The 22,047-nt window shown below is 71.0% G+C and carries 20 protein-coding genes; 12 read left to right on the top strand and 8 right to left on the bottom strand.

Annotated features, from left to right (window positions below; all coding sequences use genetic code 11):
* Positions 1-162 precede the first annotated feature (162 nt).
* Positions 163-1,005 carry a MaoC family dehydratase gene (locus ACIQVL_RS15120; RefSeq protein WP_403433668.1) on the bottom strand — a complete coding sequence of 281 codons (843 nt, stop codon included), beginning with the start codon at positions 1,003-1,005 and terminating at the stop codon, positions 163-165.
* A gap of 494 nt (positions 1,006-1,499) precedes the next feature.
* Here ACIQVL_RS15120 and ACIQVL_RS15115 point away from each other — a divergent pair, with 494 nt between their 5' ends.
* The 3 genes from ACIQVL_RS15115 (at position 1,500) to ACIQVL_RS15105 (ending at position 6,310) form a co-directional block, all read left to right on the top strand.
* Positions 1,500-3,404: an AMP-dependent synthetase/ligase gene (locus tag ACIQVL_RS15115; RefSeq protein WP_403475543.1), complete on the top strand. Its 1,905-nt coding sequence runs from the start codon at positions 1,500-1,502 to the stop codon at positions 3,402-3,404.
* Between the two features lie 147 nt (positions 3,405-3,551).
* On the top strand, positions 3,552-4,760 hold the full coding sequence (locus ACIQVL_RS15110; protein WP_403433670.1) for a cytochrome P450: 1,209 nt from the start codon (positions 3,552-3,554) through the stop codon (positions 4,758-4,760).
* A 317-nt stretch (positions 4,761-5,077) separates the two neighbouring features.
* On the top strand, positions 5,078-6,310 hold the full coding sequence (locus ACIQVL_RS15105; RefSeq protein WP_403475489.1) for a sensor histidine kinase: 1,233 nt from the start codon (positions 5,078-5,080) through the stop codon (positions 6,308-6,310).
* Here the strand turns inward: ACIQVL_RS15105 and ACIQVL_RS15100 are convergent.
* The 4 genes from ACIQVL_RS15100 to ACIQVL_RS15085 all read right to left on the bottom strand — a co-directional run bounded on the left by ACIQVL_RS15100 (position 6,291) and on the right by ACIQVL_RS15085 (position 8,682).
* Positions 6,291-6,980, bottom strand: coding sequence for a response regulator (locus tag ACIQVL_RS15100; protein WP_403475488.1), 690 nt, complete (start codon positions 6,978-6,980; stop codon positions 6,291-6,293). The two genes, ACIQVL_RS15105 and ACIQVL_RS15100, sit on opposite strands and share 20 nt — an antisense overlap.
* Positions 6,977-7,597: a TetR/AcrR family transcriptional regulator gene (locus ACIQVL_RS15095; RefSeq protein WP_403475487.1), complete on the bottom strand. Its 621-nt coding sequence runs from the start codon at positions 7,595-7,597 to the stop codon at positions 6,977-6,979. The genes ACIQVL_RS15100 and ACIQVL_RS15095 overlap by 4 nt, the downstream gene beginning before the upstream one ends.
* Positions 7,598-7,663: 66 nt before the next feature.
* A complete protein-coding gene (locus tag ACIQVL_RS15090) occupies positions 7,664-7,978 on the bottom strand; it encodes an AzlD domain-containing protein (protein WP_403433677.1) in 315 nt (104 codons plus the stop codon).
* On the bottom strand, positions 7,975-8,682 hold the full coding sequence (locus ACIQVL_RS15085) for an AzlC family ABC transporter permease (protein ID WP_403433680.1): 708 nt from the start codon (positions 8,680-8,682) through the stop codon (positions 7,975-7,977). The genes ACIQVL_RS15090 and ACIQVL_RS15085 overlap by 4 nt, the downstream gene beginning before the upstream one ends.
* A gap of 54 nt (positions 8,683-8,736) precedes the next feature.
* Here ACIQVL_RS15085 and ACIQVL_RS15080 point away from each other — a divergent pair, with 54 nt between their 5' ends.
* A complete protein-coding gene (locus ACIQVL_RS15080; RefSeq protein WP_403433683.1) occupies positions 8,737-9,336 on the top strand; it encodes a helix-turn-helix domain-containing protein in 600 nt (199 codons plus the stop codon).
* Between the two features lie 94 nt (positions 9,337-9,430).
* Here the strand turns inward: ACIQVL_RS15080 and ACIQVL_RS15075 are convergent, their stop codons facing one another.
* Complete coding sequence (locus tag ACIQVL_RS15075) at positions 9,431-9,634, bottom strand: cold-shock protein (RefSeq protein WP_003992177.1); 204 nt, start codon at positions 9,632-9,634, stop codon at positions 9,431-9,433.
* A 316-nt stretch (positions 9,635-9,950) separates the two neighbouring features.
* Between ACIQVL_RS15075 and ACIQVL_RS15070 the strand changes: the two genes are divergently transcribed.
* Both ACIQVL_RS15070 and ACIQVL_RS15065 read left to right on the top strand, forming a co-directional pair.
* Positions 9,951-10,802 (top strand): menaquinone biosynthetic enzyme MqnA/MqnD family protein, encoded by an 852-nt coding sequence (locus ACIQVL_RS15070; protein ID WP_403433685.1) that lies wholly within the window; start codon positions 9,951-9,953, stop codon positions 10,800-10,802.
* A 120-nt stretch (positions 10,803-10,922) separates the two neighbouring features.
* Positions 10,923-12,599 carry a serine/threonine-protein kinase gene (locus ACIQVL_RS15065; protein WP_403475486.1) on the top strand — a complete coding sequence of 559 codons (1,677 nt, stop codon included), beginning with the start codon at positions 10,923-10,925 and terminating at the stop codon, positions 12,597-12,599.
* Between the two features lie 29 nt (positions 12,600-12,628).
* On the opposite strand, the gene ACIQVL_RS15060 is transcribed toward ACIQVL_RS15065, so the two are convergent.
* The gene (locus tag ACIQVL_RS15060) at positions 12,629-17,209 is read right to left on the bottom strand and encodes an FtsK/SpoIIIE domain-containing protein (protein ID WP_403475485.1); all 4,581 of its coding nucleotides are present in this window, start codon (positions 17,207-17,209) and stop codon (positions 12,629-12,631) included.
* 241 nt (positions 17,210-17,450) lie between these two features.
* On the opposite strand from ACIQVL_RS15060, the gene ACIQVL_RS15055 reads away from it, so the two are divergent.
* Positions 17,451-17,753, top strand: a complete 303-nt coding sequence (locus ACIQVL_RS15055; protein ID WP_351708727.1) for a WXG100 family type VII secretion target — start codon at positions 17,451-17,453, stop codon at positions 17,751-17,753.
* A gap of 67 nt (positions 17,754-17,820) precedes the next feature.
* Here ACIQVL_RS15055 and ACIQVL_RS15050 read toward each other — a convergent pair whose 3' ends face one another.
* Positions 17,821-18,519: a hypothetical protein gene (locus ACIQVL_RS15050; RefSeq protein WP_403433693.1), complete on the bottom strand. Its 699-nt coding sequence runs from the start codon at positions 18,517-18,519 to the stop codon at positions 17,821-17,823.
* A gap of 78 nt (positions 18,520-18,597) precedes the next feature.
* On the opposite strand from ACIQVL_RS15050, the gene ACIQVL_RS15045 reads away from it, so the two are divergent.
* From ACIQVL_RS15045 to ACIQVL_RS15025, 5 genes are all read left to right on the top strand, one after another.
* Positions 18,598-18,903, top strand: a complete 306-nt coding sequence (locus ACIQVL_RS15045; RefSeq protein WP_403475484.1) for a hypothetical protein — start codon at positions 18,598-18,600, stop codon at positions 18,901-18,903.
* The gene (locus ACIQVL_RS15040; RefSeq protein ID WP_403433695.1) at positions 18,900-20,177 is read left to right on the top strand and encodes a putative T7SS-secreted protein; all 1,278 of its coding nucleotides are present in this window, start codon (positions 18,900-18,902) and stop codon (positions 20,175-20,177) included. The genes ACIQVL_RS15045 and ACIQVL_RS15040 overlap by 4 nt, the downstream gene beginning before the upstream one ends.
* A gap of 45 nt (positions 20,178-20,222) precedes the next feature.
* Positions 20,223-20,801 (top strand): hypothetical protein, encoded by a 579-nt coding sequence (locus ACIQVL_RS15035; protein ID WP_403475483.1) that lies wholly within the window; start codon positions 20,223-20,225, stop codon positions 20,799-20,801.
* Between the two features lie 68 nt (positions 20,802-20,869).
* Positions 20,870-21,466: a hypothetical protein gene (locus tag ACIQVL_RS15030; RefSeq protein WP_403475482.1), complete on the top strand. Its 597-nt coding sequence runs from the start codon at positions 20,870-20,872 to the stop codon at positions 21,464-21,466.
* The gene (locus ACIQVL_RS15025) at positions 21,463-22,026 is read left to right on the top strand and encodes a hypothetical protein (protein ID WP_403475481.1); all 564 of its coding nucleotides are present in this window, start codon (positions 21,463-21,465) and stop codon (positions 22,024-22,026) included. The genes ACIQVL_RS15030 and ACIQVL_RS15025 overlap by 4 nt, the downstream gene beginning before the upstream one ends.
* Positions 22,027-22,047 lie beyond the last annotated feature (21 nt).

The raw sequence follows: 22,047 nt of genomic DNA, 5'->3' as shown, positions 1-22,047 counted from the left end.
GCATTCTGAGCGCAGCATGGGGGAATTCTTCACGAAGCCTGGGGCAGGCTGGGTGTCCGGTGTGAAAAGGGCTTCGGGTGCAGCGGTGACCTGCGGATTTGCGAAGCGGTGACAGGAGAAGCACAGAAAGGCGAAACACACTCTTTGTACTGCGTTGGCCGATCACTGGGCAACGCGCGGACGCACGCTGCCCTCCACGTGCACCCGGTCGCCGCTCCGCAACTGAAAACGGCCGTCCGCGGCGGCGTACTCGACCGTGCCCGGCAGCAGCACCGGCGCCCGGAACTCCGCCCGCACGACGGCCGCCGTCGGCACCCCGTGCGCGGCCAGGCACCGGGCCACGGTCCACATGCCGTGCGCGATGGCCCGGGGGAAGCCGAAGAGGCGGGCGGTGAGCGGGTGCAGGTGGATGGGGTTGCGGTCCCCGGAGGCGGCCCCGTACCGCCGGCCGACGTCCCCGGCGATCCGCCACTCCTCGACCACGGGCAGCGGCGGGCGGCCGGGCTCGTCCCGGAGCGTCTCACCGGAGTGCCGCGTCCGGTGCCGTGCCAGATACGTACTGCGCGACTCCCACACGACGTCCTCGCCGGCCCGCACCCCGGTCACGACGGTGGCCTCGGTGCCCCGCCGGTGCGGTCTCAACTCCTCGACGTGGACGGCGATGTCGTACGTCCCGTCGCCCGGGAGCTCGGCATACCGCTCGATCTCGACGGAGGTGTGCACCAGCCCCAGCAGCGGCAGCGGAAACGCCCGCGCGCTCATCAGCCGCATGGCCAGCGGAAACCCGAGCACGTGCGGGTAGGTGACCGGCAGCCCGTCGTCCCCGGTGGCGAACCCGCAGACGCGCTCGTAGGCGGCGAGCTTTCCGAGGTCGGGGCGGACGCCGGGCAGTACGAGGCGGGTGCGGGGGAACGAGGCGTCGGCGCCCGGCTTCTTGAAGGGCGACCGCAGTGCGCCGAGTGCGAGCAGGGGCCCGAGAGAAGGAGCCCGGTCAAGGACGATCACAGGGTTGCCTTTCGGTGCCGGTGGCGGAAGTGCCCTGTTTTCAGGGGTGCGTGGCTGTATCCGGTCTGCGGCTCTCGCCGCGCGGGCGCGACAGGCCGCGACGCACCCGCGGCTTGAAACGTTGCTCATGCCGCCATCTCGCCAGATTCCTGACTCTGGAGTAAGGTTACCGTAGGTAAGCCTATGTCACAGCTGTCAATCACCGGGAATCGGGCCGAACGTGAAGGAGCCTCACGTAACCTCCGGGATTGCACAGGCCCGTCCCCGGACAACCCCCGAAAACCCACAAGCCCGCCACAGCGGCCCCGTACGATCTCCAGCCTGAACCGCCGGTAACCCCTCCAACCCCTTTCCGAGGGCCGGTACCGGTGAACGCCTCGGTGCGCGAGGCACGTACGTCATGCAGCAAGCAGTTCACCGCTGCACGCCCGAGGAGCCGCCCCGTGTCCACGTCCTCTTATCCGAACGCCGCCCCCGTCTCCTCCGGCGCGGCGATCCAGGCCACGGACTACGACGGAAACGCGATCCTGGTCGAGCCCCTCGTGCAGCGGCTCGACGGGGCGGTCCGGGAGGCGTACGTACCGCCGTTCGCGCCGCCGGTGCGGCACGGCTCGCTCGCCGACCTGCCGTTCGAGAACGCGGAAGCGGAGCCGGGTGCCGTGGTGCTCAGCCGCAAGTCGGCGGCGGACGACGGCCGTTGGGCGCACGTGACGGCGGCTCAGTTCGCCGCGCAGGTGCTGGCGGTGGCCAAAGGGCTGATCGCCGAGGGGCTGCTGCCGGGCGACCGGATCGCGATCATGGCCCGGACGACGTACGAGTGGACCCTCCTCGACTTCGGCGCCTGGGCGGCCGGCCTGGTGACGGTGCCGGTCTACCCGACCTCCTCGGTCTTCCAGACCCGCTGGATCATGCACGACTCCGGCGCCGTCGCCCTGGTCACCGAGACCGGCGCGCAGGCCGCCGCGCTCGGCCCCGAACTCGACCGGCTGCCCGACCTCAGGCACCTGTGGGTGATGGAGAAGGGGCACGTGGACCGGCTCGCGGAGGCCGGTGCGCAGGTGCCGGACGCCGAGGTGGGCGTACGGCGGGGCATGCTGGGCCCCGACACCCTCGCCACCCTGATCTACACCTCGGGCACCACCGGCCGCCCCAAGGGCTGCGCCCTCTCGCACGGAAACTTCTTCGCCGAGGTCGACAACGCGATCGAACTCCTCTACCCCATCTTCAAGGCGCGCAACGACGAGGAGGTCTCCATCCTCCTCTTCCTCCCCATGTCCCACGTCTTCGGCCGCATGGTCGCGATCGCCTGCGTCCGCGCCGGGGTCCGCCTCGGCCACGCCCCCAGCCTCAAGGCCGAGGACCTGCTCCCGGACCTCGCCGGGTTCAAACCGACCTGCCTGCTGACCATCCCGTACATGCTGGAGAAGGTCTTCAACACCGCGCGGGCCAAGGCGGAGGCGGGCGGCCGGGTCTCCGTCTTCGACCGGGCCACCGGGGTCGCGCAGCGCTACGGCGAGGCGCTGGAGGCGAAGCAGACCGGCACCGGCAGCGGACCGGGCCGGGCCCTGAAGACCGCCCGCACCTTCTACGACCCGCTGGTCTACCGCCGTATCCGCACCGCCATGGGCGGCCGGGTCCGGCACATCATCTGCGGCGGCTCCCCGCTGGGCCGCCGCCTCGCCGCGTTCTACGCCGGGGCCGGCATCGAGATCTACGAGGGCTACGGCCTGACCGAGACCACGGCGGCCACCACCTGCACCCCGCCCCTCAAGCCCCGCCTCGGCACGGTCGGCTGGCCGATGCCCGGCACCAAGGTCCGGATCGCCGCCGACGGCGAGATCCTGGTCGCCGGCGAGCACGTGCTGCGCGGCTACTGGGACCCGGCGGCCGGCGGTGTCGTCCCCGCGACCCGGGACGGCTGGCTGGCCACCGGCGACCTCGGCGAACTCGACGACGAGGGCTACCTGACCATCACCGGCCGCAAGAAGGAGATGCTGATCACGGCCGGCGGCAAGTCCGTGGCCCCCGCTCCGCTGGAGAACTGGCTGCGCTCGCACCCCCTCATCTCCCAGGTGATGCTGGTCGGCGACGGGCTGCCGTACGTCAGCGCCCTCATCACCCTCGACCGGGACGGCCTCACCCACTGGCGCCAGATGAACGGCAAGCACCCGGTGCCGCCCGAACTCCTGATGGACGACGCCGAGCTGCTTGCCGTCCTGCAGCGTGCCGTCGACGAGGCCAACAAGCTCGTCTCCCGCCCCGAGTCCATCCGGCGCTTCGCCATGCTCCCCGTCGACTTCACCGAGGAGGCCGGGCATCTGACCCCGTCGATGAAGCTGCGCCGCGACGCGGTCATGAAGGACTTCGCGACGGAGGTCGAGGGCCTGTACGCGAAGTGACCGCCGACCGCCGCGGGCGGCGGCCCGCGGCCGCAGCCGCCCACGGTGGTTTGCGTTAGCCCACGTGGCCCCACCAGGGGCGATTAACACACCGGTCGATCCGGAAGACGTGATTCCATCACGACAGGAGGTCACCATGGTCGACCGATGAAGGAGAACAACGTGCAGGCCGTCGACTGCCCCTTCGGTTTCAGCAAGGCCCTCGAGTTCGACCCGGCCCTGGCCGGTTTCATGGAGCGCGGTGCTCTCGGCACGATCCGGTTGCCCTACGGGGAGCCGGGTGCCTGGCTGGTCACCAGCTTCGAGTCGGTGCAGGTGGTGACCACGGATCCCCGGTTCAGCCGGGCCGAGATCATCGAGCACGACTATCCGCGGATGACCGCCGAGCCCATCGTCTCCCCCGAGTCGATCAACGTGATGGACCCGCCGCACAGCAGCCGGATCCGTCACCTGGCCACCCAGGCCTTCACCCAGCAGCACGTGGACCGCATGCGGGACCGGATCGTCCTCCTCACGGACCGGTTGCTGGACGAGATGGAGTCCGAGGGCTCGCCGGCCGACCTGGTCCGGCACCTGTCCGACCCCCTTCCCCAGCACACGATCATGGACCTGCTGGGCATCCCGCGCGCCGAGTGGCCCCGGATGCAGGAGCAGGTCCACCGGCTGCTGGTGGTGGGCGAGGGCAACCGCGACGTCGCCCGCGCGGCCAAGCAGGACCTGACGGCCTACTTCGGCCGGCTCGTCACCGAGCGCCGCAAGGCCCCCGGCACCGACCTCGTCAGCCTGCTCGTCCAGGCACGGGACGGCGACGACCACCTCGACGACAGGGAACTGGCCGTACTGCTGCTGACGCTCACGCTCAGCGGCCAGGACACGGCGACCTGCCAGATCAGCAACATCATGTACCTGCTGCTGACCCGCCCGGAGCTGGCGCAGTACGCCTACGCGCACCAGAAGGACATGACGGAGTTCCTCCACGAACTGCTCCGGTACATCCCCTTCCGCAAGGGCGTGGGCATTCCCCGGGTGGCGCTGGAGGACGTCGAGCTCGACGGGGTGCTCATCCGGCGCGGCGACTTCGTCCACGTCTCGTACCTGACGGCCAACCGCGACCCCGGCCGCTACCCGGATCCGCACGAGATCGTGCCCGACCGCCCCGTCGCTCCCCACATGACCTTCGGCTGGGGCGGCCACCGGTGCATCGCGGTTCCCCTGGCGATGGCCGAGCTGGAGGTCGCCGTGGGCCGTCTCCTGGACCGCTTCCCCGACCTGCGCCTGGCGGTGCGGCCGGAGGAGGTCCGCTGGGACACCGAGACCATCCGCCGGTTCCCGCTGGAGCTGCCGGTGACCTGGTAGCCCGTCCCCGGCGCCGCCGGCCCGCGACGCCCCGCGGCGGCTCGGGCCGGCGGCGCCGGACGTCCCTCGCCCGTCTTCACGACCCGTACGGCGCCCGGTGTGGTGAGGGGTGGCACACGGGGCGGTGCTCCTGGCGGCGGCCTGCCGTCGTCGACGGGCTCGGGTGGGGCACCGGCGCCGGGGGAACGCCCGTGCCCCACCACCATGCTGGGCCGGGCCGCACCCCGGCCGCGTCAGCCTCTGGTGCGGCCGGTGCCGCAGCGTGTCGGCCATCCGGCCGACAGCACGGGAGGGGGTCCGTTTCCTACGCTGTAGGGGTGGACTGGAAACTTCCGTTTTCGCCCGGAGTGCGGCGCCTCGTCACCGCCGCCGCGCTGCTGGCCCTGGCCCTCACCTGGGTGGTCGACATCCTCGCGGTGTACAACCCGGCGCAGCCGAGCTCACCCATCCGCTGGCTGCCGGTGTTCGTCACCGGTCCGCTGGCCGTGCTGGCGCTGCCCGACACCCGCTGGTCGCCCCCGCTCACGGTCCGGGCGCCGGTCATCGCCGCCCTGTCCGCCGTGCTGAGCTGCGTGTGCCTGGTCTATCCGCGGCCGGTGAACGACTGGGGCCTCCTGGAGCTCCTCGCCCTGCTGTTCCTGATCGTCCGGGTGCTCGCCGAGACGGAGTCCGACCGCACCACGGGCTGGACCGCCGCCGCCCTGGTCGCCGCCGTGCTGATGATGCCGCTGCGCGGCCGTACCGTGTCCAGCCTCGTGGCCGGGCAGTACGCGCTGACGGTCGCCCTCGCGCTGGCGCTCCTCATCGGCTGCTCCCTGCGCGCCCTGGAGGTCCGCCGCCGGCGCGCCGTCCAGGAGGTGCGCTACGCCGAGCGGCTCGCCCTCGCCCGTGACCTGCACGACCTCATCGCCCACCACATGACGGGGATCATCGTGCAGGCCAACGCGGCCCGGACCGTGCACGCGATCTCGCCCGAGAAGGTCGACCTGGCCCTGGAGGCGATCTCCCGGTCCGGGACGGAGACCCTGGATTCGATGCGGCGCCTGGTCCGGGTGCTGCGCGAGGACGACCACCAGGCGCTGCGCCCCGCCGACCTGCTCTCCGGGCTCGGCGACCTGGTCGCCGGCTTCTCCCGGCGCCGTCCCGACGCCCCCGCCGCCCGGCTGGAGGCCGCGGCGGCGGCCCGGACCAGCAGGTTCAGCCCGGAGGTGGAGACATCCGTGTACCGGGTGGTCCAGGAGGCCCTCACCAACGTGCACCGCCACGCGCCGGGCGAGCGGGTGGTCGTACGGCTGGACGCCGACCCGGAGTGGCTGTACGTGACGGTGGCCAACAGCCTGCCGCACCGCCGGATCGGCAGCCCCGCCGGCGGCCAGAGCGGGCTCGGCCTGATCGGGCTGCGGGAGCGCGTCGAGGCGCTCGACGGCGAGTTCTGGGCGGGCGCCGTCGACCCCGCCCAGTGGGAGGTCCGGGCCAGCGTGCCCCGGTCCCCGGACTCGCCGCCGCACCCACCGCGACCGGCGCGCGATGCTACTCGGACCGCGAGGTGACCACGCCGTTCTCCCAGGCCCAGGCGGCGACCTCCACCCGGTTGCGGGCACCGATCTTGGTCTGGATCCGGGCCAGGTACGTCTTCACCGACGACAGCGACAGGAACAGCTTCTCGCTGATCTCCTGATTGGTGCGGCCCACGGCCACCAGCCGCATGATCTCCGTCTCCCGGACGCTCAGCCCGGCCGCCTCCGCGTCGCGCCCACTGCGCGGGCCGCCGCGCTGCAACTCGCCGAGCAGGCGGACGGTGACCGCCGGTGAGACCAGGGCGTCGCCGCGCGCCGCCGCCCGTACCGCCTCCACCAGCAGCGCGGGGGAGGCGTCCTTCAACAGGAAGCCGCAGGCGCCGTACCGCAGCGCGTCCCGTACGTAGTCGTCCTGGTCGAAGGTGGTGATGACGACGACGTTCGGCCCGCTCCCGCCCTCGCCGCCGCCGTCGCGCTCGCCCGCCAGTATGCGGGTGACCTCCAGGCCGTCGAGGCGGGGCATCCGGATGTCGACCAGCACGACGTCGGGCCGCAGCCGGCGGGCCAGCTCGACGCACTCCACACCGTCGCCGGCCACCCCCGCGACCCGGATGCCCGGCTGGGCGTCCAGGATCATCTCGAAGCCGGCCCGCACCAGTTCCTGGTCGTCGGCGATCACCACGTCGATCGTCTCGTCGGTCACGGCCGGCCGTCCCGGTCCGCCCGCGGCGCGCGGGCCGGGATCGGCGCCCCGGCGCCGGCCTGCAGCATCGTGATGATCCGGTCCGCGTAGTCGGCCGGTGGCGTCCCGTCGAGGCTGTCGCGGTCGTGGTCGTACGCCATGCCGACGATCATGAGGGTGAGGTGTGCGGCGGCCGCGTTCCACAGCTGGTCGTGGCCGCTGCGCTCGGCGATCGCGTCCTCCAGCAGCAGGCGCTCGCGGCTCACCAGGTCCCACAGCCGGGCCCGCGGTCCGGGCGCCCGGTCGAGCTGGGCGCGCAGCCGGCGCAGCCGGGCGAGTTCCTCCGCAGGCAGCTCCAGCGCGGCGCGCACGGTCCACCCGAGGGAGACGGCGACGTCCTCCGCCTCGGGCCGGGCCCGCAGCCGGCCGGCGAGCACGCCGACGCTCCGCTCGACGGGATCGAGCAGGATCGCGTCCTTGTTCGCGAAGTACCGGTAGACGGTGGAGACCGCGACCTCGGCCTGCTCCGCCACCTGTTCCACCGTCGCGGCCTCGTACCCGTCCCGCTCGGCCAGCGCGATCATCGCGTCGTAGATCGCGGCCCGGACCTTCTCCGCCTTCTTCTCCCGCAGTCCCACCCGGCGACCGTAGCAGAACGAGAAGTCTTCTCTTTTGGCAACGCTTCCTCTCTTCCGGCGGAGCGCTCAGCCGACCCCGGCCGCCCGCAGCAGCGCCGTCACCGCCGCGGCCCCGAGGACCACGACCGCGAACGGCGCCCTGCGCCAGGCCAGTACGCCCGCCGCCAGCACCCCGGCCGGGCGGGCGATCCCGGCGAAGCCGCCGCCCTCGGTCAGCGCGCCGGTGGCCAGCAGGGCCGCCAGGAGCACCACCGCCCCCGCCGACGCCAGCTCCTGGACCCGCGCCGGGATCTCCACCCGACCGTGCAGCGCCGGGCCCACCAGGCGGAAGGCGTACGTGCCGAGGGAGAGGGCCAGGATCATGACCACCGTCGCGTTCACCGGCGTACCCCCGGAAGCGTGCACAGGCCCAGCAGGGCGAGGAGGACCGGAAGGCCGGGCGGGACGGCGGGGGTGACCGCGAGGGCGAGCGCCGCGCCGAGCAGGGCCGCGCGCCGCACGCCGCGGTCCGCGCGGAGGGCGGGCAGGACCAGGGCGACCAGCACCGCGGGGAACGCCGCGTCCAGGCCGTAGCGGCCGGTGTCGCCGAGGGCGCTGCCCGCGAGGGCCCCGGCCGCCACTCCCACGTTCCAGGCGGCGAACAGGCCGAGCCCGCAGACCCAGAACGCGGCCCGGCGGCGGTCCGGGTCCGGCTGGGCCAGGGCGAAGGCGACCGTCTCGTCGGTGACCAGGTGGGCGCCGAGCAGGCGGGTGGCGCGGCCGGGGCCGAGCAGGTCGGCGACGGCGAGACCGAAGGCCGCCGTGCGGGTGTTGAGGAGCAGGCCGGTGGCCGCGGCCGCCAGCGGGCCGCCGCCGGCGAGCAGCACGCCGACCGCGCTGAACTGGGCCGACCCCGCGTAGACCACGAGGGACATCAGGACCGGGACCCACCAGGGCAGGCCGCCGGCGACGCTGACCGCGCCGAAGGAGACGCCGACGATCCCGCCGGCCAGCCAGACGAGTGAACTGTCCCGGACCAGGGCGGCCGGCCTCCGCGGCCGGGCCGTGCGTCGAGTCGTTCGGGTTGTTCGGTTTGGCGAACGCATGTTCTTCACGATGAACGCGTAGAGTGGTGTTCGTCAAGGCGAACAGTCGTACCGATGGAGCGAACGAGCGTGATGTCCGAGGCATCCGGCCGGCCGGGCCGGTCAGAACGGCTTCCCATGGAGTGGATCGCCGGGTCGCTGAAGCGGGAGCGGACCCGGGCCGGGCTCTCCCTGTCCGAGCTGGCCAAACGGGCCGGTGTCGCGAAGTCGACGCTGTCCCAACTGGAGGCGGGCGGCGGCAACCCGAGCGTGGAGACGCTGTGGTCGCTGGGCGTGGCGCTGGGCGTGCCGTTCAGCGCGCTGGTCGAGCCGCCGGTGTCCGGCGTCCAGGTGATCCGGGCGGGGGAGGGGCCCACGGTCGCGTCGGAGCGGGCCGACTTCGCCGCCACCCTGCTGTCGTCCAGCCCGCCCGGCGCCCGCCGGGACATCTACCACCTGCGGATGGAGCCGGGCGCGGCACGGGAGTCCGAGCCGCACATCCCGGGAACGGTCGAGCACCTCGTCGTCTGCAGCGGGCAGGTCGAGGCCGGGCCACGCGGAGAAACCGTCGAATTGAACCCCGGGGATTATCTGACGTATCGCGGCGATGTTCCGCATGTGTACGAGGCGTTGGCGCCCGGCACCACGTTCGTGCTGGTGATGCAGCACGTGTGAACGGGGACGGAAAAGGCAGGAGCCCCGTCGCCTGACGGCGCGGGGCTCCTTGGGTACTGCACTCAGTCTGCGATCAGACTTGGATTGTCTGGGATCAGACGGGGGTGACGTTCTCCGCCTGCGGACCCTTCGGGCCCTGCGTGACGTCGAAGCTCACCTGCTGGTTCTCCTCCAGGGAGCGGAACCCGCTGGCGTTGATCGCGGAGTAGTGGACGAAGACGTCGGGGCCGCCGCCTTCCTGGGCGATGAAACCAAAGCCCTTTTCGGCGTTGAACCACTTCACGGTTCCGGTAGCCATAAGCCCTCCTTGGGCCCAAAGGGTCGCCCTGCTCCAGAACCTGCAAGTGTGAAAACAAACTAAGTGCCGCACAACTGCATATGTCTGAAAACTACGAGAGCCCGCGGTTACATGCTCCGCAGGCTCTGTACTGCAAGGGAAACCAAACTGCAACTTGCGGCGAGCCTAGCATGTGGGCAGCCGAAAGCAACAGAGGCCAAGATCACGTCACCCGGACGTTTGAAGGCCCCGAGGGCGGGTTGACCGGAGAGACGGTCGGGACACCAGAGGTGGGGGCGGTCCCAGCACGGTACCCCATGGGGTTTAGTCTCGCGATGTGGACAATTCTCGCACCCGGCCGCGCGTCGGCCACATCCAGTTCCTGAACTGCCTGCCCCTCTACTGGGGGCTCGCGAGAACCGGCACCCTCCTCGACTTCGAGCTGACCAAGGACACCCCTGAGAAGCTCAGCGAGCAGCTGGTGCGCGGCGACCTCGACATCGGGCCCATCACCCTCGTCGAATTCCTGCGCAACGCCGACGACCTGGTCGCCTTCCCGGACATCGCCGTCGGCTGCGACGGCCCGGTGATGTCCTGCGTGATCGTCTCGCAGGTGCCGCTGGACCAGCTGGACGGCCGCCGGGTCGCCCTCGGCTCCACCTCGCGCACCTCGGTCCGCCTCGCCCAGCTGCTGCTCGCCGACCGCTACGGCGTCCAACCCGAGTACTACACCTGCCCGCCCGACCTCAGCCTGATGATGCAGGAGGCGGACGCGGCGGTGCTGATCGGCGACGCGGCCCTGCGCGCCAACCTGCTGGACGCCCCGCGCTTCGGCCTCCAGGTCCACGACCTCGGCGCACTGTGGAAGGAGTGGACGGGCCTGCCGTTCGTCTTCGCGGTGTGGGCGGCCCGCCGGGACTACCTGGAGCGCGAGCCGCACCTCACCCGTGAGGTGCACGGCGCCTTCCTCGACTCCCGCGACCTCTCCCTGGAGGAGGTCGCCAAGGTCGCCGAACAGGCCGCCCGCTGGGAGGCCTTCGACGAGGCGACCCTCGCCCAGTACTTCACCACCCTCGACTTCAGCTTCGGCGCCCCGCAACTGGCGGCGGTGGCCGAGTTCGCCCGCAGGGTGGGCCCGACGACCGGCTTCGCGGCGGACGTGAAGGTCGACCTGCTGAGCGCCCCGTAAGGAGCGCCCCGCAGGGGCGCGGGGAACTGCGCGACCAGCCCCCACCGGCCCGCGGCGAAGGAACCGCCCGCCCCGCGGAGCGAATAGGCTGCTGCCGAACTCTCTGGGGGGTGAGGGCGCATGCAACCGCTCGCGGGTGACGAACCCACCACCGTCGGCCCGTACCGACTGCTCGGCCGGCTCGGCTCCGGCGGCATGGGCCGCGTCTATCTGGGCCGTTCGGCCGGCGGCCGCTCCGTCGCCGTCAAGATCGTGCACCCGCACTTCGCGCTGGACGAGGAGTTCCGCGCCCGCTTCCGCCGCGAGGTGCAGGCCGCGCGGCGGGTCGGCGGCGCCTGGACGGCCTCCGTCCTGGACGCCGACCCGGACGCGCCGGTGCCCTGGGTCGCCACGGCCTACGCGGCCGGTCCCTCCCTGACGGCCGCCGTGACCGACGGCGGCCCGCTGCCCGCGCACACGGTACGGGCGCTCGGCGCCGGGCTCGCCGAGGCGCTGACGGCCGTGCACGAACTCGGGCTTGTACACCGGGACGTGAAGCCCTCGAACGTGCTCCTGACCCTCGACGGGCCGCTCCTCATCGACTTCGGCATCGCCCGCGCCACGGACGGCACGGCCTCGCTGACGTCGTCGGGGGTGTCGATCGGCTCGCCCGGATACATGTCCCCCGAGCAGATCCTCGGCAAGGGCGCCACGGGCGCCGCGGACGTCTTCTCCCTCGGCGCGGTGCTGGCGTACGCGGCGAACGGGGCGCCGCCGTTCCCCGGGGACTCCTCGGCCGCCCTCCTCTACAAGGTCGTCCACGAGGAGCCCGAACTCGGCTCGCTCGGCGGCGAACTGCGGGAGGTGGCCGAGGCCTGCCTCGCGAAGGAGCCGGGCCGGCGACCGGCCCCGGCGGAGGTGGCCCGGCGGCTGGCGCCGGAGGGGGCCGCACGCCTGGTGGCCGGCGGGTGGCTGCCGGGGGCCCTGGTGGAGCGGGTGAGCCGGAGCGCGGTGGAGGTGCTGAACCTGGAGGCGGCGGAGGCCGTGCCTGCCGTCGTACCGGTGTCCGGGCCGGTGTCCGGGCCGGTGGAGTTCAGCACGCCGTCCGTGGCGGGGAAGTTCGGCCCGCCGCCGACGGTGCCGCCCGCGGCCGTACCCGACGCCGTACCGGAGCCGCGGGATGCCGTGCCCGCGCCGGAGGAGACGCCCGGCAAGCCCGGCAAGGTGTCCGTGAGCGTCGCCGCGACCGCCGTACCGGGCGCGGGCGGGCGCGGGCGGCGGGTGAGCTGCACGGTCGCGCTCGCGGTGGCCGCGGCGCTGGCGGTGGTCACCGTCGGGGTGGGGTTCCTGGTGCAGCCGTTCCTCGGGTCCGACGGCGACGGGGCGGGCAGTGACACGGGCGCCGCGGCCAAGTCGCCCTCGACGTCGCCCTCGGCGTCCGCGCCGTCCGCCACCGGTGGCGGGAAGATCCCGGCGGCCTACCTCGGCACCTGGGAGGGCTCGGCGACCGCCCTGTCCGGCAACCTGCCCATCGGCACCTTCCGGGTCACCGTCGAACAGACGGGGGTGGGCCACGAGCTGGGCCGCCTGCGGCAGACCGACCGGCTGGGCGGGGTCTGCACGGACATCCTCACGCTGAGATCGGTGACGGCGGCCCGGCTCGTCGCCTCCTCCACCGGCGCCAAAGGCAACCACGACGGCTGCGACCCCGCCACGAACACCGTCTACCTGACCCCGAGCCACGGCGACCTGGTCTACACCTCGGACAGCTCGGCGGAGGGGAACCCGGTGGCGGTGATGTCGAAGACGGGGGACTGAGGACTCCACTGTCCCCCGGCCTTCGTCCACTACTGCGGGGTCGTCACCGTGACGTGCTCCCCGCTGCCCAGGTGCAGCATGCCCTTGCCGGGCTGGATCGGCCCGCCCACCATGGCCCGGGTGGTCCGGATGCCGATCAGCTCGCCGGAGCCGGACTCCTGCGGGGAGAGCAGGATGCCCCGGCGGGCCTTCTTGGCGTCGACCTGCCAGCCCGAGAAGCCGTCGCAGATCTCGTCCTCGTCACCGGCGATGACGACGGCGAGGCCCTCCTCGGTGCCGCGTTCCACGATCCGCTTGAAGACGTCCTCGGCGTCGCAGTCGTCCAGCACCTCCGCGTCGTCGACGAGCACGACGACCGGCTCGGCCGGGGACGCCGACGACAGCACCTCCGTCAGCTCGTCCTCGTCCACGTCCCGCCCGGTGAAGACCTTCAGCACGCCTTCCTGGCCGTCGAGTTCACGCAGCGGTGACTGCCGGGGCGCGGCGACGACGATCCGCACGCCGTTGGCGAGGTAGGAGCGGGCGAAGCCCAACAGGGTCGTGGAACGGCCGGACTTGGCGGGACCGCCGATCACGAAGGCGGGGACGCCCTGCGCCAGGTCGGGCCCGAAGGCGGTGAGTTCGTCGCCGCCGACGCCGACCAGGGCCCACAGCGGGGTGGCCGCGGCAGCCGGAGTGCGCATCGCCCAGGCGTCCTCGAAGGAGATCCGGCCGGGCAGCACGTCCACCCGGAACGGGCGAAGGGAGCGCGGCACCTGGGCGTCGCGGGCCTCGGCCGCCTCGCCGATCGCGACGATCGCCGCGTTCTGGCCCTGCCCCGTGGTGTCCGCGGAGAGCAGCGCGAACTGGGTCTCGGCGGCCGTCTCGCTGCGGAAGGCGCGGCCGGGCGGGATCTCCTCGGGAACCTTGCGGGAGTTGATGTCCAGCATCGAGAAGTCGGCGCGGTCGGCGAGCCGCAGACCGTACTTGTCCTCGGTGAGGGAGGAGATCCGGCCGGCCAGGATCTGCCGGTCGCCGGTGAGGACGAGATGGATGCCGACGCTCGCGCCCTCCCGCATCATCACCATGATCTGGTCGGTGAGGTCACCGTGGTTCAGCTCGCCGAGGGTGGGCAGCCAGCCCTCCCAGCGGTCCAGGAGCAGCACGATGTGCGGCAGCCGCTCCGCCTCCGGCACGGCCGCCCGCTGCTCGCCGATGTCCGCGAAACCCCGGTCCGCGAGCAGCTCCTGACGACGGCCCAGCTCACCGGAGAGGCGGGCCATGAGCCGTTCCACCCGCTCGGTCTGGTTGCGGCCGACGACGGCACCGCAGTGCGGCAGCCGGGTCAGCGCGTTGAGCGCGCCGTTGCCGCAGTCGATGCCGTACAGGTGCACGTCGGCACAGGAGTTGGTGCGGGCCAGCGAACCGGCGATGGTGCGCAGCACCTGCGAGCGGCCGGTGCGCGGGGCACCGGCGATGATCAGGTGCCCGAAGGTCGCGAAGTCGACGGCGACCGCGCGGCGGGCCTGGTCGGCGGGCAGGTCCTCGACACCGTACGCGGCGGCGGGCAGCGAACCCTGCGCCTGCACGGCCGGTACGTCGTCGAGCAGGAGCGTGTCGTCGAGGGCGGGCAGCCACGGCGAGTGCTGGGCGGGGATCCGCAGGGCGGTGTTGGCCTCGCGGACGGCGTCGACGAGCACCTTCAGGTCGGTGATCTCGTCGTCCTCCTTCGCCTCGGACTTCGGCTTGCGCAGCGCGGCCCGCCCGAGGTCCTGCCAGGACAGCGCCCCGGCCCAGGGCGCGAGGGTGGCCGGGTCCGCGGCGCCCGGCCGCCGTCCGCCGACCCGCCCCGACTGGAAGGGGACCAGCGAGGCGTGCCCGAGCCGGACGTACGCCCGGCCCGGCGTGCTCTTCGCGATGTGCCCGGCGTCCGGCGCGTCGATGACGTCCGTCGACTCACCGGCGTCGGTGACGCGCAGCGCGATCCGGAGGTTGGTGTTGGCGCGGATCTCGGGCGACACGACACCGGAGGGCCGCTGGGTGGCGAGCAGCAGGTGAATCCCGAGCGACCGCCCACGCTGGGCGATATTGACAAGTCCCGTGACAAAGTCGGGCAGATCGCGCACCATCGACGCGAACTCGTCGATGACGATGAGGAGTCGGGGCACCGGGGCGCGCGCGGGGTCCCGCTTGACGAGGTCCTGGTAGTCCTCGATGTCCTTGGCGTCGGCGGCGGCGAGGATGTGCTCGCGCCGCTTGAGCTCCGCCCCCAGCGACTCCAGGGCCCGCTCCACGAGGTGGGCGTCGAGGTCGGTGACCATGCCCACGGTGTGCGGCAGCTTCACACAGTCCTTGAACGCCGAACCGCCCTTGTAGTCGACGAGCACGAACGTCATGTTCTCGGGGGTGTTGGCGACGGCCAGCGCGGCCACGATGGTCTGCAGCAGCTCGGACTTGCCGGAACCGGTGGTACCGGCGATGAGCCCGTGCGGCCCGTCGCGCCGCAGGTCGATGCCGAACGGGCCGTCGTACGACTCCCCGATGACCGCCATCGTCGACTGCCCGCCCATCCGCCAGCGCGCGGAGATCGCGTCCCGCGTGGGCGGCTCCAGCTGGAGCACGTCGAGCAGCCGGCTGGCGGCGGGCAGCGCGGAGTCCTCGCTCTCGCCGCTGATGTCGCGCAGCGGGGAGAGCGAGCGGGCGAGCCGTCCGCACCAGGCGGCGGAGACGAGGTCGGGCCGCACGTTCAGCTTGCGCAGCGCCCCGCTCTGCTCGACGCGCAGCCGCAACTCCAGGTCCTGCGGCGCCTGTTCCTCACCGCCGCCGCTGCCGCTCTGGGGATGCCAGGCCTGGAAGGACGGAAAGCCGCCGACCGCCTGCTGGGCCACCGGCGCCGCCGGAGCGGTCTCCTTGGCGGCCCGCGGCTCGGCGACCACGACCCCCTGGCACTCCCCGGGCAGGAACCGTTCCTCCTCGTCGAGGCAGAGAGAGCGGATGGCGACGCCCGGCCCCTCCTTCAGCAACCGGACGACACCCGGCATGGACCGCAGCCGCCGGGACCCGTCCCACACCACCACGATGTCGGGGTCCGAGAACGCCGGTCCGTCCGTCTTGCTCCGCCCGCCCTTCTGCAGGGCCTTCTGCCGGCCGTCGAGGAGCTGGGTGAGCTCGCCGACGCGGGCGCCGACGGTCTCGGAGTCGGTGCCGATGAGGACGTTCACGTCCTGCCCGCCGCCCGGCCGGGAGTGCGGCAACCACCGCACCCAGTCCCAGCGTTCACCGGCGTCGTTGTCGGTGAGGACGTAGAACTGCACGTCCATGGGGCTGTGCAGGACGGCGGTCTGGGCGACGGCCCAACGGCCCAGCGCATGCGCCGAGTCCCCCGGCCCGGCGACCCCGATCACCCCGAGGTCGCGCAGCGAAAGACCGACCGGGGCGTCCTCGATGTACCAGCGGACCTTGCGCTTGTGCTCGTCCTGCTCGGGGTCGTCCAGCTCGACCTCGGAGGGCACCCGCCCGGTGCCGAACCGGATCAGCAGATGGTCGGCGTCGGTACGCCGCCGCTCCCACAGCCGCGTCCGCGGCCCGGTGCCGTACGTCAGCACGGCCGCCGGGTCCGGCACCGCGGCCCGCCGCTCGGACCGCTCCGCGACCAGCGCCTCCTGCGCCTCCCCCTCGATCCGCGCCTTGTGCTCCTTGTACTCCTTGAGCTGCTTGGCGTGGGACTTCCGGCCGTGCTTCTTGTCCATGAAGTAGTTGCCGAAGAGCATGATCGGGCTCATGACCGCCATCACCAGGTAGTACCAGCGATGGAACATGAAGACGGACACGACCGCGCCGACGAGCGGCAGCAGCGCCATCAGCCAGGGCAGCGGCCGGGCCTCGTAGTCGCCGAGCGGGTTGGGCAGCGAGAAGTGCGTCTGCCGGTCGGCGGGACGCAGCCGCGGCGGCCGGTTGTAGTCGAGCCCGGCACCGTCGTCGGACCACTTGAGGGCGGCGTTGGGGGGACCGTATGCGGTGATTTCGAACAGGGAGTTGCCGAGGGCGAGTTGGGAACCGAGCGGCCAGTCGCCGTCGTTCTTGAACTCCTCCCCGTCCAGCCGCGCGTCGTCCGTGTGGGTCGTGACTTTGCAGGTGCCGTCGATGGCGATGGTGAGGGTGGCCGCGCGGGCGGGCAGCTCCGGGTCCTCGACGCGGAGGGGGGAAGCCTGCCCGCTGCCGATGTCGTACCGCCCGACCCCGAGCCGGTGCACGGCGCCGGCGGCGGGACCGCCCGCGACCCGGAACTCCACCACACCGGTGGGCTCACCGAGCAGACACCCGGCGGGATCGTGCAGACTGACGACGACTCCGTCACGCAACGGCGAGCCGACGACGGTGGCGGCGGGGTCGAGGGCGTACCCGTCGACGTAGGCGAGCGGCCCGGACACCTGTACGGCGGCGGCCTGTTGGCGGCCCGCGCCGATGGGGATGACCTGGGCGCCGCCCGCGGCGGCGTCCGGATGTCCCAGACCGACCTGCCGGGCCAACTCCCTTGCGACGTCTCCGACGGTCGACTCGGGATCTGCGTCGAGCACCACGTCGGCGGTGGCACCGCCGACCGGGTCGACGACGGTCAGACTCAGGCGCACGTTCCGTCCCCCAACACACCTAGAGCACCCAACACAGTGGAAGTGACCTTAGCCGCCCGCCCTTTCCCGGATGCAACGGGATCTGCACGGTTCACGATTCCGCCGCACAAGGCCCGTGCGGTCGCACGCGTCACCCCCGTAGGATCTTTGCTCGTGCGGACGGCCATGTCATGGCCAAGGATCCGCGCGATCGGTGCCACGGGGGAAGGCCCTGAGGCCACACCAACGGGAGGGAGCCGTCATGGCCAGCAAGGACACGGATCTCACATATGCCGAGATGGAGAAGGTCGCCGGCGACCTGATCAAGGACATGCACGAGCTTGAGGACAAGATCAAGAACGTCGAGAAGCGCGTCTCCGCCCTGGTGGAGAACGGCTTCACCACCCAGAAGGCCTCGGGAGCGTACGACGACTCCATGAAGGACTTCACCAAGGGCGCGACGAAGACGATCCAGGGCCTGCACGGCCTGTCCGACTTCCTGAAGAAGGCCAAGGAAGCGTACGAGCAGCTGGACGACTCGCTGGCGAAGCAGGCCAAGGGTTAGTAAAGTCCGAGGTCGCTGAACGACCGGGTGCGACGGAGCACGTCCCGTGCTCCGTCGCACTTGGCTGTCAGGCTTCGGTGGCCCGGGCCTCGCCCGGCTGCTGATGGTGCTTCAAGTACGTGTGCAGTTCGCTGTCCCACTGCACGGTCGTCAGCGTGAGCCACGAGCCGTCCTTGAAACGCAGGACCAGCTTCTCGTTCCTGACCTTGAAGGCGAGGAGGGGGTCCGCAAGGACGGCTTCTTCGGTGGGTATCTCGGCGACGACCTGCATGAGGGCGTCACGGCGGATCGACACGCGCTTGGGCGGAGCGGCCAGCAGGATGCGGTCCCCGGCGAGTGCGACAAGGCGTTGGTGGTGGGAGGAATGGCTGTACCACTGCAGGAGGAGGCGGCCGGCCGCCCCGTTCCAGTCGCCGTCGAAGGTCTTGTCGAGGCCGAGTTCGACGACGGCCTCGTCACGCTGTTTCTTTTCGAGCTTCGCGGCGCGGTGACGCTCTTGTTCCCCGGTCGTCGACAGCATCCGCTGGAGAGCCTCCTCACCCGCGCCGAGGAGACCGAACAGTTTGCCGATGAACAGCAAGGGCATGCCCACCGCGACCCCGAGCATGCCCAGCGGCCTGATGAAGGCGGGACGCAAGGGCGCCGATCCGGCTGCCCGGTGCACTTCGACAGGCGGTTCCGGGATCTTGCCGATCGTGCACCAGACCGCTGCGTCGGGCGTGACGCCGAGCCGGTCCCGCACGGTGTGGTCGGTACTCGTGGACAAACCCGTCCCACCTTCCATGTAGTTCGCCGGAGGAAGTCTCGCGGCAGTGTCTCATGTCCATGATGGGGGAATTTTTCAATGGCCGACAGAATCAGGTACGACCTCGACATGATCAAGGGGTGCTCTCGAACACTGGGCAAGCTCCACAGTGAGTTTGACCAGCACGGGAACCCTTCGGACGGTTACGAGGACGAACTTGGGCACGATGGACTGAAAGACGCCTTCGACGAGTTCAGCACCACCTGGAAGAAGACGCGCAAGACCCTGTCGAAGGAACTCAAGAAGCTGGCCGATTACACCGGAGCGGCGGCCCAGAAGTACGAAGAGATCGACCATGAGTTGGCCAAGGCAATTGCCGACAACACGGGGAGGGGCAAGAAGTGAGCAGGCGATCCGGTGACTGGCCGCCGCTGTGGGACGAAGATCCCACTCCGGGGGATCCCGACGAAGTCGCCGCCCTCGGACGCAAGTTGCGGCAGATGGCCGACATGATCGACGAGCAGGCGCGCGTGATCAAGGCCCTGTCCTCGGTGGAGGGCTGGGACAGTGACGCCGGCCGTGCCTTCAACGAGATCGCCGACGGTGCCGGAGACCGGCTCAAGAAGGCGTTCGAGCGGTACGACGAGGCGTCCAAGGCGCTGGGTACCAAGGTGGCCGAAGGTGAATCCAATGAGTTCGCCGGAGAGTTGCAGCGAGCGCAGAAGAAGGCTGACAAGGCCCTGACGGATTACCGTGAGGCCAAGTCCGATCACGATCTCGCCGATCGGGAAGTGAAGAAGATCACGGACAAGTACCTCGTCAGTGAGATACCCGAGGCAGAAAAGCCCGAGTACGAGCGCTGGGAGAGGAAGCGCGACGACGCGCTGCATCGCATCGGTCAGGCGCGCAAGGAAGTCAAAGACGCCAGGGACATCTTCGACGACGCCGGGGACCGTGCCGCCCGCCACATCAAGGACGTGGTCCATCACGACTCGGTGCGTGACCCCGGCGGATTCATGAACTGGCTCGCCGACTGGGCCGACACGTTCTCCAACATCTCCGCGATCCTGTCCGTTCTGGCAGTCGTCTGCGCATTCATCCCGCCGTTGCAGTTCCTGGTTCCCATCTTCGCCACCCTCGCGGTGCTCACCAGCGCGGCGGCGCTCGCAGGGCACGCCTACGACATGACGGTGCGCGGTGGAAAGGTCAACTGGCTCAAGCTCGGCACCGACTTTCTGGGAGTCCTTCCCGGACTCGGCGCGCTCAAGGGCTTCAAGGCTCTCTCTGGACTCAGGGGCATGGAAAAGTTCACGGCCCTCTTCAAAGCAGGCACCTTGGGTAAAGTCGGGGCTGGTGCTCTTGCCGGAGTCGGGCACAACTTCCTCAACGGCCTCAGCGTCACCTTGACGAACAAGGTCCTTGCCCAAGGTCTCAAAGTCGGGCAGCGGCTCAGCGTCGCCGGTCTTCCTGAAAAATTCGTCCCCATCGCCGGAAAGCAGATCACCGGGGTCATCAAGGGAAACGGCCTCGCGAGCGCACTCCACAGGATGTTCAGTGGCGAGAACGGCGGAACCACCGGCTACCAGGAGCCGGAACCCGCCGAGTCCACACCGACCCCAACTCCGTCGCCATCGCCTCAGCCTTCTCCGAAGCCGTTCCACGCGGCGTTGGCTGCGTAGGCGCTCTGACGTCCGTTCAAGCCGCGTATCAAGAAGGTGATCCAAGTGAGCGACTCGACCGACCTCGGCGAATGGGAATTCGTCGGCCGTAGGGGAGCAGAGGCCGCGCGGCTCGTTCCCGGTGAGGTGATTGCCGCCGTCCCGGCCGCCAAGGCGTTCGCAGAGCAGTCGAGCAAGGAACTCCGCTTCGACTTCCTGGACGACCGGCGGGTCCTTCGTATGCTCCGGCTTCGGCATGAGGACGAGACCGCGCTGTTCAACGCGGGGTTCAAGATCGGTGTGCCCCTGGCGCTCATCGGCTTTGGCGCGGCGGTGTACTGGGGCGGCGTGGTTCAGTTCTGGGAGTCGGGCACCGCGCGACTCGTCTATGCGGCCGTGGCCGGCGCCGTCGTGCTGATCCTGCTCGCCGTCTACGTACGCACTGCCGCTCTGCACTGGGGGAACCCGGTTCGCCAGAACCTCCGGGCCCGCGCGCGTGCCTACCGGGAGCTGGCGCATCTCGCGCGCAGAGGCGGGGCAGATGTACCCGCTCACTATCCGCACTACGGCCCGTATCCATTCGCGGCCACGTTCCGTCCCGAAGCGGACGAAGCAGAATCCGTTGATGGAGAAGGCCTGTCGTGAGCGCCGTAACAGCTGAAGAGAATGTTCAAGGTTCGCTCGGTGGCCCGGGTATCGATGTCCGCTGGATCATGCCGGAGGGATTCTTCGAGATCCCGATGGACGCGGAGAGCCTGGACGAGACCGCCGAGCAACTCGTCGAACTGGCCCGCTCCGTGATGCCCGAAGCCACCTTCGAGGTGCAACTGGAGTGGGCGGTCATGGTTGCCGCGCAGTACGACTCGTTCGCCGAGGCCGGGATCCAGTACTCCGGCTTCGTCATGACGGAGGTGGACGGGGACCGGTGCACGGCGACGGTCACCGTCAGCATGATCGACCTGGATGCGAGGGCCGGCACTCGCCCCGTCGCGTTCCTGGGCTCGACGATGCGTCACCTCGACATGGGCCAGGTCAGCGAGATCGAGCTGCCCTGCGGTCCGGCCGTGTCCTGCATCGGCACCCGGAAGGGGAGCCTGCCCGGCAGCCTCACCGCCTCCGGAGCCGACGAACCGGTGGTGACCTCCTTCATCCAGGTCCAGATACCGCTCGACAACGGAACGGTCCTGGTCCTGGAGATGGGCACACCCACACCCCGGGCCTGGGACGTCTTCTCGGCCATGTTCGCCGGTGTCGTGAAGAGCGTCCGCCTCTTCAACGAGTCGGGCAAGCCGGCAGTGATGCCGGCATGACCACGGAGCCCGACGCCACGGCACCCCCCAGGGACTACCGGCTCCTGGTCCCCCGGGACTGGTTCCGTATCGACCTCACCGAGGAGCGCTGGCGTGCCCAGCTGAAGACGTTCGTGGACCACCAGGCCGACGGAAAGAACGTCCCGGCCGAGATCAAGCAGGAGACCTGGGCGACCCTGCGGAACACCGCTGAGGCCGCGACCAGGACCGGTGCGCTGGAGTTCTTCCTGAGGCCGGAGCTGGAAGGCGGCGGCATTCTGCCTGCTTCGCTCATCGTCTCGCTGATTCCCCGGACCGGGGGGCTGACTCCGCGGGACCTCCGGGAGTCGCTCGCAGCGAAGCAACGGCAGAACCCGGCCCCGGCAGAGGTCTCGGCCGTCACTCTTCCTGCGGGCGAGGCGGTGCGAGTTGTCGGACCGACGATGTTGGACCTGTACGTCCGGATGCCCGGGGGCGTCGGCTATCTGGCCCTGGCGTTCGCGGTGCCGGTCAGCGGAGTGAACGGTCCCATGCGCAGGCTCTGTGACTCGATCGCGGAGTCGTTGCGGTGGATCGTGTGAGGGCAGCGGTTCGGATGCCGC

Source organism: Streptomyces sp. NPDC090499, assembly GCF_044769305.1.
Taxonomy (GTDB): Bacteria; Actinomycetota; Actinomycetes; order Streptomycetales; family Streptomycetaceae; genus Streptomyces.
This window is presented reverse-complemented; position numbering and strand designations above follow the sequence as displayed.